The sequence below is a fragment of the Colwellia sp. E2M01 genome, assembly GCF_018860585.1.
GTDB lineage: Bacteria > Pseudomonadota > Gammaproteobacteria > Enterobacterales > Alteromonadaceae > Colwellia.
Genome location: NZ_JAHKPR010000020.1, coordinates 1 through 18,357 on the forward strand (window position 1 = coordinate 1; position 18,357 = coordinate 18,357).

General features: G+C 35.4%; 13 protein-coding genes. 9 read left to right on the top strand and 4 right to left on the bottom strand.

Going from position 1 to position 18,357, the window contains the following annotated elements; translation table 11 throughout:
• Positions 1 to 182: 182 nt before the first annotated feature.
• Positions 183 to 1,382, bottom strand: a complete 1,200-nt coding sequence (tyrS, locus tag KO502_RS03775) for a tyrosine--tRNA ligase (protein WP_216021231.1) — start codon at positions 1,380 to 1,382, stop codon at positions 183 to 185.
• 523 nt (positions 1,383 to 1,905) lie between these two features.
• Here tyrS and KO502_RS03780 point away from each other — a divergent pair.
• The 8 genes from KO502_RS03780 to KO502_RS03810 all read left to right on the top strand — a co-directional run bounded on the left by KO502_RS03780 (position 1,906) and on the right by KO502_RS03810 (position 13,919).
• Complete coding sequence (locus tag KO502_RS03780; protein ID WP_216021232.1) at positions 1,906 to 2,664, top strand: type II CAAX endopeptidase family protein; 759 nt, start codon at positions 1,906 to 1,908, stop codon at positions 2,662 to 2,664.
• 126 nt (positions 2,665 to 2,790) lie between these two features.
• On the top strand, positions 2,791 to 4,344 hold the full coding sequence (locus KO502_RS03785; protein WP_252730490.1) for a peptidoglycan DD-metalloendopeptidase family protein: 1,554 nt from the start codon (positions 2,791 to 2,793) through the stop codon (positions 4,342 to 4,344).
• Positions 4,345 to 4,348: 4 nt separating this feature from the next.
• Positions 4,349 to 5,563, top strand: a complete 1,215-nt coding sequence (locus KO502_RS03790; protein WP_354668298.1) for an anhydro-N-acetylmuramic acid kinase — start codon at positions 4,349 to 4,351, stop codon at positions 5,561 to 5,563.
• Between the two features lie 274 nt (positions 5,564 to 5,837).
• On the top strand, positions 5,838 to 6,029 hold the full coding sequence (locus KO502_RS03795) for a hypothetical protein (protein WP_216021233.1): 192 nt from the start codon (positions 5,838 to 5,840) through the stop codon (positions 6,027 to 6,029).
• 231 nt (positions 6,030 to 6,260) lie between these two features.
• A complete protein-coding gene (locus KO502_RS17205; RefSeq protein ID WP_289846770.1) occupies positions 6,261 to 6,386 on the top strand; it encodes a hypothetical protein in 126 nt (41 codons plus the stop codon).
• 426 nt (positions 6,387 to 6,812) lie between these two features.
• Positions 6,813 to 8,363 carry a bacteriohemerythrin gene (locus KO502_RS03800; RefSeq protein ID WP_216021234.1) on the top strand — a complete coding sequence of 517 codons (1,551 nt, stop codon included), beginning with the start codon at positions 6,813 to 6,815 and terminating at the stop codon, positions 8,361 to 8,363.
• A gap of 35 nt (positions 8,364 to 8,398) precedes the next feature.
• Positions 8,399 to 11,266, top strand: a complete 2,868-nt coding sequence (locus tag KO502_RS03805; protein ID WP_354668299.1) for an FAD-binding and (Fe-S)-binding domain-containing protein — start codon at positions 8,399 to 8,401, stop codon at positions 11,264 to 11,266.
• A 301-nt stretch (positions 11,267 to 11,567) separates the two neighbouring features.
• Entirely contained in the window at positions 11,568 to 13,919 is a 2,352-nt protein-coding gene (locus KO502_RS03810; protein ID WP_216021235.1) for a response regulator, read from the top strand.
• Between the two features lie 170 nt (positions 13,920 to 14,089).
• Here KO502_RS03810 and KO502_RS03815 read toward each other — a convergent pair whose 3' ends face one another.
• The 3 genes from KO502_RS03815 to KO502_RS03825 form a co-directional block, all read right to left on the bottom strand.
• Complete coding sequence (locus tag KO502_RS03815; RefSeq protein WP_252730491.1) at positions 14,090 to 15,145, bottom strand: GGDEF domain-containing protein; 1,056 nt, start codon at positions 15,143 to 15,145, stop codon at positions 14,090 to 14,092.
• Positions 15,146 to 15,320: 175 nt separating this feature from the next.
• Positions 15,321 to 16,022, bottom strand: coding sequence for a VC0807 family protein (locus tag KO502_RS03820; protein ID WP_216021236.1), 702 nt, complete (start codon positions 16,020 to 16,022; stop codon positions 15,321 to 15,323).
• A 162-nt stretch (positions 16,023 to 16,184) separates the two neighbouring features.
• Positions 16,185 to 16,610: a CBS domain-containing protein gene (locus KO502_RS03825; RefSeq protein WP_216021237.1), complete on the bottom strand. Its 426-nt coding sequence runs from the start codon at positions 16,608 to 16,610 to the stop codon at positions 16,185 to 16,187.
• 264 nt (positions 16,611 to 16,874) lie between these two features.
• Between KO502_RS03825 and pyk the strand changes: the two genes are divergently transcribed.
• Positions 16,875 to 18,299 (top strand): pyruvate kinase, encoded by a 1,425-nt coding sequence (gene pyk, locus KO502_RS03830; protein WP_216021238.1) that lies wholly within the window; start codon positions 16,875 to 16,877, stop codon positions 18,297 to 18,299.
• The last annotated feature ends 58 nt before the right edge of the window (positions 18,300 to 18,357 follow it).

Here is an 18,357-nt window from a genome sequence, read left to right on the forward strand (position 1 = left end):
CTAAACAAATTCGCCTTGTTATTGCACATCGGGCATAGTTCTGAGTTGGGAAGAAATTTAATCAAATTGGTATAAGTTTAAAACCAGAATTCAAAAACTAAAAAGGCTGATGAAATTTACATAATTTCATCAGCCTTTTTTAATCTTAACTTGAAGTATCAGTATAAAATAAAGTTTTTATATTAGTTAACAGTAATACGAGCAAATTTACGCTTACCTACTTGGTAAATAGCGGTAGAGCCAGCAGTGATCACTAAACTGCGATCTGTGATTTTTTCACCTTCAATTTTAGCCGCGCCTTGCTTGATCATTCTAAATGCATCAGAGGTACTAGCCACTAAGCCTGCTTCTTTAAGTAAGTTAGCAATCGCTATTTCGCCATTTTCAGCAGTGATAGTTAGCTCAGGCATTTCATCAGGCATTGCGCCTTTTTGGAAACGATTAATAAACTCTTCATGTGCGGCTTGTGCTGCTGCTTCATCATGAAAACGAGCAATAATTTCTTTGGCTAGATCAATTTTCACATCACGTGGGTTTTTACCGTTTTCAATATCGGTTTTATAACCTTCAATTTCTGCTAATGGTTTAAAGCTAAGTAATTCATAGTAACGCCACATTAATACATCAGAAATAGACATAATTTTACCGAACATATCGGTAGGGCTATCAGTAATACCAATATAGTTACCTAAAGATTTAGACATTTTTTGTACGCCGTCTAAGCCTTCAAGTAACGGCATCATTAATACTGTTTGTGGACGTTGTCCTTCAGATTTTTGTAATTCACGACCCATCAATAAATTGAATTTTTGATCGGTACCTCCAAGCTCAACATCCGCTTCAAGGGCTACAGAATCCCAACCTTGCACTAACGGGTACATAAATTCGTGAATAGCAATGGCTTGACCATTAGCGTAACGTTTTTTAAAGTCGTCACGTTCCATCATACGAGCAACTGTTTGACGCGAAGCCAATTGCAACATACCAGCAGCGCCAAGTTTTTCCATCCAAGTTGAGTTAAACGCAACCGTTGTTTTAGCAGGGTCTAATATTTTAAAAACTTGCTCTTTGTATGTTTCAGCATTAGCTAAAACATCTTCTTTCGTTAATGGCTTACGGGTAACATTTTTACCGGTTGGATCACCAATCATGCCGGTAAAGTCACCGATTAAAAAGATAACTTCGTGACCTAGTTGCTGAAATTGACGTAATTTATTAATTAAAACCGTGTGGCCTAAATGTAAATCTGGTGCTGTTGGATCAAAGCCCGCTTTAATTTTAAGTGGTTTACCCGTTTTAAGTTTTGCTAATAACTCTTCTTCAACTAAAATTTCTTCTGCGCCGCGTTTTAGCTCGGCAAATGCTTGGTTTACATCGGTCATGTATGACTCCGCTGACTGGCTTATTGTACTTAGTCTTTTACTTTTTTATAAAAGAAGTAATAACTCCGGCGTGACTAGGCTAATAATATAAGCGCTAAACTTGATAAATACGCGGTTATCTTGACTAGGTAAAGATTATTTAATGCTCGAATTCTACTGTACTTTGTAGCTAGGTTAAAACCTTAAAATGTGTTTTTGTGAAAGAAACCGTGATCTTTGAGGTAAATAAAGTTTATTGCCTAGTTTCCTTAGTGCTATATGGGTGTTAGTCGCCAAGATAATGAGATTTGCTAACTAACTGTTATGTGATAAATCACCTTTTTTAGTAACTATTTCAGGCAAAATATCAGATAATTAACTGAACAGAGTAATGTTTGAGCATATTATACCAATTTAATTAAATTTCGCTGAGTGGAAAATAACTTAATCAACTTGGTATTATCTAGTTATCGCCCGGACTTAAATATCACTTTGAGAAAAGACCTCAATTAAACCACTTAAAAATCTAATTAAATGAGTATTTATGAAAAATAAACTAATGACTCTTATTGAAAAGCCTAATGATGACTTTCCGTATTATAACGATCAACCTTGTCATATAAGCGGTATGCAATGGTTGTTTGTTATAATGGCCGTGTTTGTTGGTTTTTTCTTTCTGGTGACGCCTTTACCTTATGTTGAAACGTTAGTCGGAAAATTTGTTGTTAGTATACTGTTTTTTGCTGTACCCCTAGCCAGTTTGATAAAAGTTGCCCCAACTGGTTGGCGAGCTATTTTTAGAAAAGTTGGCGGTAGAGACATAGTCTCTATGTTTTTTTATGCTTTTTTAAATATTATCGTTACCTTGAGTGCTGGTGTGTTAGTAGTTAAATATTTTGGCGCCAATGCTAATGAATTGATTGTGAACCTTGGCGATTTGTCATCTTCTGAGCGTGTTGTATTTTTTATTAGAACAATCCCGCAGCTTTTTGGTGAAGAGGTTTTTTCAATTCTGATCTTTCTCGGGGTGTTACAACTGTTTTCATCTAAATTTAATTGCTCACGCTGCTTAGCGGTTTTCTTTGCTTGGCTTGTGTGTGCTATTGCTTTTGGCGCTATTCATTTACCAACCTACGGCTGGAATGTTATTCAAGCCTTTGTAGTTATAGGTAGTTCTCGACTAATATTGACTTTAGCGTATATCAAAACAAAAAATATTTGGGTTTCCACAGGAGCGCATATTATTAACGATTGGACGCTTTTTGGTTTAGCTATCTTAGGCGCAAGCCGAGCCGCAGGTTAAGCGATAAAATAACGCTATATGAAAGCTTGGTAATGACTTAAGTCATGCACTGTTTGATTTTAATTATTGTTGCAACGGGTTGTAACAGTATTTTTTCTGTAGTTTATAACAAGTTTTGATATAGTGATGAAATTGTCAGTATCGTTAACTATTTATCTTTTTCTCTATATGAAATCTCAGATCTCCTTATTATTGCAAAAGCTGCTTATTACCTTTAATAATCTTCCTAAAAAGCACCGCTTAATTATTATTGGTATTAGTTGTTTTTTATTACTTTTGTTAATTCTTCCGTCGAATGATGACAAACAAAATACAAACGACGTACAGGTAAAAGAACGTATTCAGTTAGCTTTACCTGAAGATATAGTACCTGCAGGTAGTAATGCTCCACAAAGTGCTTTGCCACAACGTGCTATTATTAGTAAACCGAAAAAAGACGTAGTAACCACTGAAGAATTACCCTCTTTAGTCGACGTAACAGACCCCTCACAAGCAAGTGCTTTACCAACAGGCGCGCTGCATAAAAAGATAAAACCACAAGATCCTATTGAAGAGTTAAGTAATTTAGATTGGCAAACCATTAAAGTTCGTAGTGGTGACTCATTGGCATTAATCTTAAAGCGTTTAGGATTTACAGCACAAACCACTTATGCGGTGAGCACAGCTAAGGGCGAAGACAGTAAATTATTACGCAGAATTAATGTTGGTGATGAATTACGTATTGCCAAAAATGCAGAAAAACAACTTGCTGCACTTGAATATCCACTTTCTAAAACCGACACTTTGTTTATTCACTTAGTGGGTGACAGTTATCAATCTCACCGGGAAAGCAAAGAAGTAGAAATACGAGAAGATATTAGTTACGGCACTATCTCTTCTAGTTTTTGGTACGCAGGTTTAAAGGCGGGATTAAACGATACGCAAATTATTAACTTTGCTAATATATTTGGTTGGGATATGGATTTTGGTATGGATATTCGATCGGGTGATAGCTTCTCGCTTACCTATGAAAAAAAATATATTGATGGTGAATATATTGGGCCAGGCAATATATTAGCGGCAGAAATTACTAACCAAGGTGAAGTTTTTCAAGCTATCCGTTTTACAGATGGTGAATATTATAGTGCTGATGGACGAAGTATGCGTAAGGCTTTTTTACGGGCGCCAGTAAACTTTAAATATATTAGTTCTAGCTTCAAACCTAGACGTTTTCATCCGGTACAAAAAAAATGGAAAGCGCATCGCGGCATAGATTACGCTGCCAAAACAGGTACGCCAGTAGTGGCTGCAGGTAATGGTAAAGTTACTGACTCTACTTATAATAAATATAATGGTAATTATGTATTTATTCAGCACGGTAATGGCATAGTAACTAAGTACTTACATTTTTCTAAACGTGCGGTGAAAAAAGGACAGCGGGTAAAACAAGGGCAAACTATTGGTTATGTAGGTGCCACAGGTTTAGCATCAGGACCACATTTACATTATGAGTTTTTACTTAATGGTGTACACCGTAATCCTAGAACCGTTAAATTACCTGATGCTCGACCAATCGACAAAAAGTATAAAACTAAATTTTCAGCGCTAGCTGATGAACGCTTATCGGTATTAGCTAGCGCCAAAAATGCGTTAATTACGAGCCAACATAGCGATACAGCAACTGCAGTTGCAAGTGAATAGTAGCGTGAGTAGTAACCCCGCAAAGGCAGTAGCTCGTTACTATATAGGTTTAATGTCAGGAACTAGTGCTGATGGTATTGATTTGGCACTGGTTGATTTTGCAAATCCAGATAATAAGGCACAATTAGTTGCTAGCTATTACCAGGCTTACAGTGAAGCTTTAGCGCTAAAAATCACTTCACTTTATCAATCAGGTGATAATGAAATTGATCGCGCTTTTCATCTGGATATTGAACTTGCGCAGTTATTTTCTCAAGCTATTAGTGCATTTCTACAACAAGAGAATCTTACTGCAGCAGATATTATTGCTATAGGAAATCATGGCCAAACTATTCGCCATCGTCCTTGTGGTGAAGAATTAAATGGCAAAAATGCATTTACCTTACAAATTGGTTGTAGCCAAACGTTAGCAACGTTAAGTAGTATTCGCGTTATTGGTCAATTTCGTCGTAAAGATATGGCCTTAGGTGGCCAAGGCGCGCCATTAGTACCTATTTTTCATCAACAGTTGTTTAAGAGTAATGCTGTTTCTGTTTTTATAGTAAATATTGGCGGTATTGCCAATATTACTTTTTTGCCAGAAGTCGCAGAAGAAATAGCGCAAAAAAATAAGGTACTGGGTTTTGATACGGGACCGGGTAATGCGCTGCTTGATGACTGGTTTAGTAAGCATCATCCAGAAAGCGATGTTAAGTTTGATAAAAGTGGTGCTTGGGCTGCAAAAGGTAAGGTAGATGAAGGGTTATTGACTTGGTTAATGCATGATCAATACATTCAAGAAAAAGCACCTAAAAGCACCGGCAGAGAATACTTCCATCTCAGCTGGCTTGAACAACAACTTGTTTCATATGATTCTTCACTTAGTCAGGAAGTTACACAAACTATTAAACCTGTTGATGTTCAAGCGACCTTACTCGCTTTCACAGTGCAAACTATTCATGACGATATTCATGCCTTAGCGACACAGGGTAAGATTTATTTGTGTGGCGGCGGGGCACACAATATTGCTTTAGTTAATTTACTTAAACAAAAGTTTACTAGCTCAATAACCAAGTTTGCGGTGAACACTATGCAAGCAGTAGGTATTGATGGTGACCAACTTGAAGCCATGGCATTTGCTTGGCTTGCGTATGCATTTGATCATAGCTTAAATAGTAATATGCCTGCGGTTACAGGAGCTAGAGCAAGTTGCACTTTGGGTACTGAATTTTTGCCTTAATAGCTTCAGCTACTTGTTTATCTTATCTTCTAAAGTATCAAAATTAATTAATTTTTCTTTTATATAAATAATAATTACTTAGCTTAATTTACCCTCTGAATTTGAGCACTATTCAAAAATCCACTAGTAAATTAAAGACCCGAGCCTATACTTAAATACGGTACGGTTAAAAAACAGCCGTATTAATTGTCTTGCGTGAAAACGCATAATATTTCGAAAAAGCGCGATACAATAATTGTATATAGTCGCTAATATTACGGATAGAGGAGGGCTTATGGAATTTATAGATATTCATATCGGCATGAAGTGTGGCAGTAAAAAAGGGAGTGGTACTGTTACTTGGGTTGATGGTTCAACGCATACTATTTATATGGTTGATGCCAATAATAACAATAATTTTGAAGTAAATATCAACGAAATTATTGAAGATCCACAAGCACACAATAAAGAAGATGAATACTATTAACAAATGCATAAGCAGTAAATAATAGTCTTCTAACAGATAATCCAAGAGCCTAACAATTGATGAAATTGTTAGGCTCTTGCTTTTTATGAATGAAAAATAATCTGAATGTGCTTTTATATGAAGCATTGAATTTATTGATATAGATCAATTTTTACTGTCTATCATCATCGTTATCGGCTAAAATGCGCCGCATATTTTTAAGCAATTATTTTTTAATAGGAAAACTAAACCATGGCAAACCATGATGAAGATTTTAAAGATACTACCTCTGTATTAAGCTTAGTTACGATCCTTACGGTATTAATTTTCATGCCTTTACTCCCAATGCTTATGGGTTGGTTTACAATGTTACGTTAAGTAACAGAAAATATTGCAAGCCTAGTCATTTATCACTCACTCTTGATGCAGGCTACAATTAACAAATGTATTATTAAAAGATTTATTATTCAGATAATACTAAACATTAAAAAGGCTGCTAACGTAAATTACGTTAGCAGCCTTTTGCTTAGGCTCTGTTGATATTTTCAATAAAACTTGAACCGCATGTAATTGCTTTTATCACTCAGTAAACTTCAAAGTATTATTGTTAATAGCATTGAATCTAGGGTTATTAACTAACAACGAAAATAGTGCTCGCGATCCGACTTAAACTTTGTGAGTACATTGCACTATAGTAAATAAAGACTATGCTTATTAACACTATAGTAGTGTTAATAAGCCGACTTTTTATGGCTTCAAATAACTTGAAACATGCTCCATGAAAATTGTGCAATTATGAATAAGATGACTTTTAAAACACATCCTGATGTAATCATGATTTATCAAGATAAAGAAACAGTCGAACCTGCAATTCAACAAATTGTAGGTCTATCACTTAAGTTTAAAGCCTACAAATACAATCCTGAAACCATACATAAAATCGCAGCAATGAGTCCAAAAGTTTTATTGTTAGCCTCTAATAATGTCAAAAGAACAATAAAATACTATATTGATTATTTAGAAGATTATGAGCAAAACATATCACCACATAGAGCCATTTTACTAATTAATAACCGTGAAACTTCTCGTGCTTATTTAGCTTGTGAAAATGGCTTATTTGATAATTACGTCATTAGTAACCCATTAAACGAACCGCAGCGATTGAAACTTGTATTATTACAAGAATTAAAGTTAATAGAAAACCATCAAAATCATAGTCTAGAGCAGTTAGTTTTAGAAGGAGAAGACGAATTAGCTTCCTGTATAGAGCACGGTGTAGTCTTGAAAAAATCTTTTATTCAAGAAGTAACTAAGTGTGAAGTTGATATTTTGTCTGCGACCAATCAAGTAGTTGATATAAATAAAGAAGCTAAAGAGGTGCTACAGAATTTAATTGGGGTTTCGTTAGACGAAATGAATGAAAGTGTATCTAGCGGCATTCAAAATATTGTTGATCAATTAATTCAATTGAAAGCGAATAGTCAATCAATAAAGCAAGGGTTGTTGCATTCACAACACAAACAGTTAGCAACAAATAAAGCAACCGAACAAGATATTAAGAAAAAAGTATTAATTGCTGAACCCTCTAATCTATTTACTCGTGTCATTAAAGAGATATTTGAAGACACTTTGTTATATGAATTGGTAAATGATGGCCAAGATGCTATTGAAAAAATTAACAACTTTAAACCTGATGCAATATTACTTGCCTATGATTTACCTACAGTAAACGGTATTGAAATTACTAAACTCATACGTTCCGCGGGAAACAAGGTGCCGATTATTGCGTATGTGCACGAAAAAGATAAATTAGTGATTAAGCAGTGGATCCCATTAGGTTTAAATAATTACTTAATTAAACCCTCGAGAAAAAGCAAAATTTTACAAAGTGTTAATAAAGCAATAAGCAACCCATCGAATATTATTTTTCATAAGAAAGCCGCTGATAAAACTCATATTGAATGGATTCCAGAGTACTCTGTAGGTAATCAAGCTCTTGATGAACAACATAAAGTTCTTTTTACCATGGTAAATGAATTTTTACATGAAGAGAATAAACAGGGGGCTATAGCACTTTATCAAAACCTATCGTTATATATTGATTTGCACTTTGATGCGGAAGAAAACTTATTAAGACAAATTAACTATCCTGATACTGAAGATCATATAAAAAAACATGCTGAATTAAGAGAAAAATTTAATTTACTTGAAACTAAATTGGAAAATTATGATGTTGATATACATCACAAAATAGCTATTTTTCTTTATAACTGGTTAGCGAATCATATTTTAAAATCTGACATGGAATATAAGCATTACGCGTTATCGATAGAAGAAAGTAGCTTTATAGAGTAGTTCAATCCCATGAGTTAATTCATTAGAGAAATATTATGGTCGCCATGATAGCAGAGCAGAAGTCCTCCAACTTAAAACTGCCTACGCCCTACCAAAATTTTGCTGAACAAATTAGTCAATTTATTCCCCAAAATCGAGTGATTACTGATTATGCTCGTCGTTTAGCGTACGGAGTTGACGCCAGCTTTTATCGTTTAATACCGCAGTTAGTACTCATTTTAGCCAATGAAACTGAAGTTATTGAAGTTATGCAGAGGGCGGCAAAGGCCAAGTTAGCCGTAACCTTTCGCGCTGCAGGTACTAGTCTTTCAGGACAAGCACAGTCCGATTCTATTTTAATTATGCTTACCGATGCTTGGCGCGATCATCAAATATTAGATTTAGGTAATAAAATTAAGCTCGGTCCAGGTGTTATAGGTGCTGATGCTAATAGCTATTTATTACCTTATGGTCGAAAAATAGGTCCTGATCCCGCTTCTATTAATACCTGTAAAATTGCTGGTATTGCCGCCAACAATGCCAGCGGTATGTGCTGCGGTGTTGCCCAAAACAGTTATCAAACACTGGATAGTATAAGGCTTGTTTTACATGACGGCAGTGTGCTCGATACAGCTGATGAAACAAGTATTATGGCTTTTACACAAAGTCACCATCATTTGTTAGCACAGCTCAACATGTTAGCGGAACAAACTCGTAGCGACGAAGTATTAACGGCGTTAATTAACCATAAATATCGATTAAAAAATACTACAGGTTATGCGATTAATGCTTTGGTTGATTTTGAAGACCCAATCGATATTCTCGCACATCTTATGATTGGCTCTGAAGGCACCTTGGGCTTTATCTCATCTATTACTTATAACACGGTTGTGGAGCATAAATATCGTGCTTCTTCTATTGTATTCTTTCCCGATATGCCAATTACTTGCTCAGCGGTAAGTGCTTTGGCTGATGCCAATGTTTCGGCGGTTGAGCTTATGGATAGGCGCTCGTTGGCATCTGTTAGCGATATGCCAGGTTTACCTAACTTTATTAAAACACTCGGTATGAATGTTGGTGCATTATTAATAGAAACACGGGCAGCGAATCAGGATTTATTGAATAAGCAAATAGCGGAATTAGAAATACTACTAAGTACTTTTGAACAAACCAATGTTATTCCATTTACCGATATTGCAAGTGAGTACTCACAACTATGGGCGATACGTAAAGGCACTTTTCCTGCGGTTGGCGCAGTGCGAGAAACAGGCACAACGGTTATTATTGAAGATGTTGCCTTTCCGGTTGCACAACTTGCTGATGCGGTGGCTAAGTTACAAGCATTATTCACAAAACATCATTATCACGAAGCCATTATTTTTGGCCATGCGCTCGATGGTAATTTGCATTTTGTATTTACCCAAGATTTTTCAACAGCTGCAGAGGTAAAGCGTTATCAATCTTTTATGGATGATGTATGCCAATTAGTTGCGGTAGATTATAAAGGCTCTTTAAAAGCAGAGCACGGCACTGGCCGTAACATGGCGCCTTTTATCGAGCTAGAATGGGGTAAACAAGGATTCGCCTTGATGCAACAAATAAAAGCCTTGTTTGATCCAAACTTTCTGCTTAACCCCGGCGTTATTATTAATGATGATCCACTCGCACATATTAGTAATTTAAAAAACTTACCTGCCGCGAATAACATCGTAGATAAATGTATTGAATGTGGTTTTTGTGAGCCTGTTTGTCCATCAAAAGGTTTGAGTCTTACACCAAGGCAACGAATTACTACGTTTCGAGAAATTAAGCGCTTAACTGCAACTGCAGACAATCCTGCTTTATTAAATGAACTTGAGAACAGTTTTGCGTATTTAGGTGTTGATACCTGTGCAACTACCGGTTTGTGTGCAGATCGTTGTCCTGTTGGTATAAATACTGGCGATTTGGTTCGAGAGTTGCGCCATGTTAAAAACACTAAGCACCAAAGTTTATCAAAAAAATTAGCCGATAACTTTGCTGGTATCGAAAAGGCAACACGCGCTACATTAGCTATTGCGGGGTTTAGTCAGCGCTTATTAGGTAATAAAGCAATGGCTGGTTTAACGGCTAATATCCGTAAACTATCAGCAAACAACATTCCGTTATGGACTCAATACTTACCAAGTAAAGCCAAATATCAGCAATCAACTATTTCAACTATTTCAACTAAGCAATCAACTAAGCCAAAAGTAGTTTATATACCAAGCTGTTCTAGCCGAAATATGGGGCAAGCGCTTAATGCCAGCGAACAGCGCTCGTTAACTGAGGTAACTTTTGCAGTATTAGCGAAAGCAGGTTTTGAGGTGATCAGCCCAGACTTTAGCGGCGAGTGTTGTGGTATGCCATTTAACAGTAAAGGCATGTTTGACCAAGCAGTACAAAAGCAAAGTTCAATGTTAACCATGCTCACTACTTTAAGTGAAAATGGTCGTTATCCTATTTTAATGGATACCAGCCCATGTAAAGCGATGTTACTTGAAAATAAAGAGCTAACCGCGAAGTTAGCTATTTATGAGCCCGTCGGTTTTGTAACTGACATATTGGCAGAGCATTTAACATTTAAACCGTTAGATGAAACCATTATGTTGCATGTAACTTGCAGCAGCAGGCGAATGGGCTTAACGGATAAAATGCAAAAGCTAGCAATGCAGTGTAGTAACAAGGTTATTATACCTGAACATATTCAATGTTGCGGTTTTGCTGGCGATAAAGGTTTTACCACGCCAGAGCTAAATGCCAATGCTTTAGCTACCTTAAAAGCACAAGTACCAAGTAATTGTTCGGTTGGCTATAGTAATAGCAGAACGTGTGAAATAGGCTTATCGCACCATGCAGGTATCGATTATCAATCCATTTTATATTTGGTAGATAAAGCGACTTAAAGTGGGTAGATATATGAAAATTTTAGTCTATATTTAAGTTACTGGATATGGATCTTCTCATTATTATATTACTTCATGAGAAGAGATATAAATTTAATGGAAATGTTCGGCACTACAGCCGTCAAATTGAGAAATATATGTGCTTTTTAAAATGGATTTATTTTGTCTGCTGCTTATCTAAAGTGGTTAAAAGCCTGACATCGGTTACCGATGTAGGTACAAGTAATAATGAAGTTATATATAAAAGCATGAACACGCTTACCGACTGGCCAACACTTTAATTATTATAGGTACACATAATATGTTTGGCTCACTCTCAATACAAACCCGCTTTTTAATTGCACCGATTATTGGGGTGTTACTGACCTTGATACTTTATCTCACCAGTAATCAAGTGATTCGTGAAAATACCAAACTATTTCAAGAAATTAGTGAAACCAACTTAATTCAAATAAGTGAAATTAGTGAATTAACGCAATTAATAACTGCCAGTAATAATGAAATTATTACCTTGTTACTTGCAGCAGAACAGCTTGATCAGGAAGCTATTTACGCTGCGGGAAAAGTGCAACTAAATCACTTATATCAAATAGAGCAACGCGTACATAAAGACCTCAATGATAACGACCTGTTAATTATTGATGGCGACAATATCTTTAAGCAAGTGAAAATAGCTTTTTCTGATTACTTAAAGCAAGTAGTCTCTGCAATTGAAATGTCATCTGTCGACGTAAAGCAAGCACCTGCTGAACTGGTTTTAGTTAATGAAAAACTGAAAATGGTGAACACTTTATTGTTAGCACTATCTAAATACCATTCAAATAAGTTAACAGAACAATATCAATTGGTTGAAGGTACACTTTATAAAAAGACTTATATCACCGAAATAACCATAGGATTATTGATCTTAATGTTGGTGTCGGCGTTTCATTTTGCCAAAAACACTTCAGCTAGGCTTAACCAAGTTTATAACGCCTTGATCAAGCTATCAGCGGGTGATACCAATATAAAGATTTATGGTAATAAAGATGCTTACGTACAAAATATTTGGAATGCCGTAGCTGAATTTAAAGACTCTATTGAGCAAAGTGAAATTTATAAGAATGATTTACTCACGCAAAAATTTGCTTTTGATCAACACGTCATTATCGCAACAACAGATTTAAAGGGTACTATTACTTCTGCCAATGCTAAATTTTTGGAGATTAGTGGCTACAGTGCAGATGAGCTAATTGGTAGCAACCACCGAATGATCAACTCTGGACATCATTCAAAAGCCTTCTGGAAAAATATGTATAAAAGGGTGTCTCAAGGAAAAGTTTGGTCAAGTGAAGTCTTAAATAAGGCTAAAAGTGGTCAGTTTTATTGGGTGGATACCACTATTATTCCGATGAAATCGATAGCGGGTAAAGTGACAGGTTACATGGCTATTAGAACTGATATATCTATGCAGAAATATCAGCATAAAAAATTACTCGACGCTAAAGCTGTGGCTGAGTCAGCAGTGATTGCAAAGTCGCAATTTCTTGCCACAATGAGCCATGAAATTCGTACCCCAATGAATGGGGTTATTGGTATGCTAAGTTTGATGTTAGATGACAAGTTAAGCCACAAGCAAGAAAAGCGAGTACAGATTGCCTTAAGTAGCTCAAAATCATTACTGCATCTAATTAATGATATTTTGGATTTTTCTAAAATTGAAGCAGGTAAGTTGGAAATAGAAGCTTTAGATTTTGATTTAAAAACCATGATTGAAGAGCTAATACAGTTTATGCACTTTCAGATAAAAGGAAAGCCACTAACACTTACTGTGGACTGTAGTGACATGGCAGAGTCTATGGTGATTGGCGACTCTAGTAGAATACGACAAATACTCACTAATATTATTAGTAACGCCCTTAAATTTACTCATGAAGGGGAGGTTAAAGTAGTAGGTAAGCTTGTATCATTAAACAAAAAAAAATGGCAGTTTCAATGTAGTGTAACGGATACGGGCATTGGTATTGCAAGTCATAAAATAGCTAACTTATTTGATGCTTTTAGTCAGGTAGATATCTCCAATACGCGAAAGTATGGTGGATCAGGTTTGGGGTTGGCTATTTCTAATCAGCTTGCTAAGTTAATGGATGGCGATATAACCGTTACTAGTATTGAAGGTAAAGGTAGTTGCTTTACTTGTACAATCAACATAGATAAAAGCACAAAATCGTTAGTCGTTACCACAAAGGATGATGATAACTTGTCTACGGTTATTATACCGCAATGGCCGACAGATATTCGATTGTTATTGGTTGAAGACAATCGTGTAAATCAACTTGTCGCGCAAGGAATATTAAAACGTTTCGGCTTAACAGCAGAGGTTGCCGTGAATGGAGTAGAGGCGTTAGCATTATTAAAAAATCACCAACAACCGTTCAGCGTTATTTTAATGGATTGCCAAATGCCTGAAATGGATGGGTATGAAGCAACTCGGAAAATTCGTGAAAATAAATATAATGAATTTGATAACAGTATTCCAATCATAGCGATGACCGCTAATGCAATGAAAGGGGATCGAGAAAAATGTATGGCAGTAGGCATGAATGATTATTTAACCAAACCAATTAACCCTGATTTATTATTAGAAAAATTAAAGCATTGGATTTTAAAGTAACTTGAGATCGATTTAATAAATATTTTTCTACTCCCATCGTTAAATTTACTTGCAATAGAGCTACTGCTGACATGAAGTTTTTTGAAAGTAAAACAACTATCAAACGAGGTAGGTAGATAAAAAAACCGATTATTCAGTAGTTTAATTTTAATGGTGTTAATGAGGAGCGTTTAATATTTTGGAAATATTTGATTTCTACCCGCGTTTTTTGCTTGATATAAATACTTGTCAGCACGATTTATCACTTCATCAATGCTTTGCTCAGCTTTAAATTGAGAAATGCCTATACTGACTGTTACCTTGATGCTTTTACCTTGATAAGTCACTATATGATGTTCTAATTTATTTTGGATCTTTTTGGCAATATTATTGGCGTTTATAGCAAGGGTTTGTGGCAAAATAAATAAAAACTCTTCACCGCCCCAACGAGCAACACAATCTTGTTCTCTTATAGAATCAGTAAATAATTTCGCAAGATCTTTTAAAACAGCGTCGCCAGCATTATGTCCGTGTTGGTCGTTCACTTTTTTAAAATGATCAATGTCACATATAATGATAGATAGTGGTTCTTTGTTACGGGTAATTCTTACTCGCTCTTGCTGTAATATCCGAAGCGCGTCACGACGATTAGATAGTTGTGTTAATTGATCATAGTGAGCTAGTTGTTGGTATTGCTTTGTTAATTCTAAGATATGTTTGAACGACTGACCTCTTGAATATTCGTATAACGCAGATAAAGAAGTGACAGTTAAAAAAGAATAAATTAAGCGTAATTTAAATTCAGTACTGTATTGAGCATGTATAATGAGCTCGTTGGGTATAAACATTATGGCGCTAATTATGATCATAAACACAGTAATATCAATTAAACCTCGCTTCAAACCATGAATAAATAAAGATACTGGAGCAACAATATATATCCATAAAGGGCCTGTATTCTCAACACCACCTGAGAAGACGAGATAAAACATTAATAAATAAAGTGAGTAGAGAATAATTGCCGAGCTTATGACTAGGTTGTTGAATTTTTTATGAGCATAATAACCGATGAAATAGGTCAAAGACGCTAAAAATAAGCCTGAAGCTAAAATATAATTTTGATTAAATAGCGCAATAATCCCCATTATTGCAGTAATTGTCATGCCGACTAATGAAAATACAGACACTACATGTGGTTGCTTGAACTTTAGATTCTCGCTGCTATCTATTTGGGAAGGCTTAATCAAGTAATATAATCCAATAGTGAGTCGTATTAATTATTAATTAAGTATATGAAACTTTCTACTAGTCTGCATTTTATATGTGCTTTTATCCTGAAGTTTTATGTATTTAGTAAAGTAATTTTAAAGTACGGAGGCCAATGATTAAGAGTAATAAATTATTTATATCTAATTTCTAATGTTATTTTTCAGCATTTAAAATATCTTCAAATTTCAAATCTGTGAGTTTCATGATGCTTCTCACCACATAAAACATGATCGCCATTAGCATTACCATAGACGGTATTGCAATAACCGGATAACTATACAGTGTCATCTCACCTAATTGCTCGTTAAACTCAACGGTACCTGCAGGGCTAGTGACTACCCATTTGGCTAATAAGTAATTCATCGTAGCAGAAAAAACAAAAGTCATTGCCAGTAAGTGATTTGCGCGTTGAATAATGGCTTTAAAAATGTCAGTTTTATTTCTGTCAGTTAATGTTTGATAAATCAAATCTAAATTAAACAACATTGGGTTTAATAGTAATTTAGCAATTAATGGTTTACCCCAAAAACCTGATACCAATACAACTAAACCAATAACTGAAGGAATAGCGGCTTCTTTAATGGCTAACCATTGCACGTCTAATTCGAATAAACCAATACCGCCGGTTAATAAGGTGCTTAAAAAACCAAGTAGTGAGATAAAGTTCATCGACTTGTTTTGTATAAAATCATACAAGCCGTAGCAGAGTGGGAATAATAGCGCTAGAATTAGAGCGTTTACTGAGCCTAAATACTCATCTCCAGATAGCTTCATTAAAATAATAGATGGCACGGCAATATTAAATATTATTTCTAATAAAGTATTAGGGCGTTTAGTTTTTGTTTGAGTCGACATTATATGCTTATCTTGAATTCAGGAAGTAGGAAGGCCAATAAAAGTTAGCCGTTTAGGTTAATTTATCAGCTCTATATTATCTAATAAGCGCGACAATGTCATATTGTTATATTATTACAGCTCAATTAGCTTTTGCTTGGTTGAAGCTTGCTATACAGCCAATTAGCTTTTGTTTGGTTGAAGCTTGCTATACAGCCAATTAATTATGTCTCGCCAGGTAATAATTCCTACCGGTTTATTGTTGCTATCTATCACAGGTAGACAACTAACCTTGGTATCATGAAAAACTTTAATTGCTTCATTAAATGAAGTGAATTGCTTAATGGAAACGAGTTTTCTGGAGATAATTTGATGCACACGCTTGTTTAACATCGCTAAGTCTTTTTCATTCGCGGTAGGTAACTCTATATTTGAGTTAGTAGCTTTTAAATAATCTCGCTCAGAAATAACGCCGACAAGTTCATTTTTTTCATCAGTCACCATTAAATGGTGAAACTCATGCTCAATAAATAATTCTCTAACGACTGATAAACGCTGGTCTAAATTGACACACGTGATATTGCTACTCATTATTTCTTCAATTTTCATCGTGAAACTTCCAAATTAAAAATTTCTCATAAATAGGGTTTAGGCATCATAAAATGTTCATATAAAAACAATATCATACTAATAGTAATATACTGTTTTTATGGTTATAACACCTAAAAAAGTATTATTGATTTTATTTATAGTAAATATTTATGTTAATAAGCATATTTTTAACGTTTATTGCAGCAATTTACCTGAAAATTAACTACAATACGCGCAAGAAAAATGAGCAAAACTGACTCCCCTTAATTTGTGAATGGAAATATGACTAAAAAAACTAAGATTGTAGCTACCGTATCAGACCTTAAAGGTGACGTAGCATTTATAGGTGAATTATTTAAACGTGGCGTAAACGTTATTCGTTTAAACACTGCTCACCAAACTCCAGAAGACACGCGCGCAGTAATTAAAAACGTTCGTGAAGTGAGTGAAAAGTTAGCTGTTTTGGTTGATACCAAAGGCCCAGAAATGCGTACTAACTTAAAAATCGAAGAAGACTTAACCATTAAAACTGGTGATAAAGTGACTTTTCGTGCTGACGGTTTAGACGCTGTAACCACTAAAGATGCTGTGCAAGTTAACTACTTAGGTTTTGTTAAAGACGTTCCAGTTGGTGCTCATATCTTAATTGATGACGGTTTATTAGAATTAGTTGTTGATAGTAAAGATGAAGAAAATCTTTACACAACGGCGTTAAACAACGGCAAAATTAAGAAAAAGAAATCAGTTAACGTTCCAGGTGTTGAAATCAACCTTCCTTCAGTAACTGAACGTGATAAAACATTTATTGAAATGGCAATTGATGCTGGCGTTGATTTCATCGCTCATTCATTTGTTCGTAACAAGCAAGACGTTTTAGACGTACAAGAAATTTTAGACGCGAAAAACTCACCTATTAAAATCATTGCTAAAATCGAAAACCGTGAAGGTGTAGAGAATTTAGATGAAATCTTAGAAGTTGTTTACGGCGTAATGGTTGCTCGTGGTGATTTAGGTATCGAAATCCCAGGTTACGAAGTTCCACTAGTACAAAAAGACATGATTGAGCGTTGTATTAAAGCTAAAGTGCCTGTAATTACAGCAACGCAAATGCTTGAAAGTATGATTCAAAACCCACGTGCTACACGTGCGGAAATTTCAGATGTTGCTAACGCTGTATTAGATGGTACTGATGCATTAATGCTTTCAGGTGAATCTGCATACGGTGATTACCCGTTTGAAGCTGTTGAAACTATGGCGAACATTGCTAAGCACGTTGAAGAAAATACAGCGAGCGGTATCAACCTTGATTCAGAAGATACTAACAAAGATTTACAAGCTTACATCGCTAAATCTGTTGCAAAATCAGCACGCGATTTAGATGTTGATGCGATTGTTGTTCCTACAGCTACAGGCTCAACGGTTCGTCAAATTGCTTCACATCGTCCAGCTGCACCAATTTACGCAGCATGTTACAAGCCTGAGTCATTACGTTTATTATCATTAAGCTACGGCGTAGAAGCTTACTTAATTGATGTACCAGAGCGTAAAGATGTTATTAAAACGTCTGTAGCACCACTTATTGAAAATGGTGTATTAACAAATGATAGCCTTGTAGTTATCGCTAAAAGTGCACAAGGTGCACCTAAAGGTGAAACTAACCGCATGGAAATCAACACAGCAGCATCATTTGTTAACCGCGTAAACTAATAGACTTACTTAGGTAATGTAAAATTAGTACACACTGCACATTAAAAGCTTAAGCCGA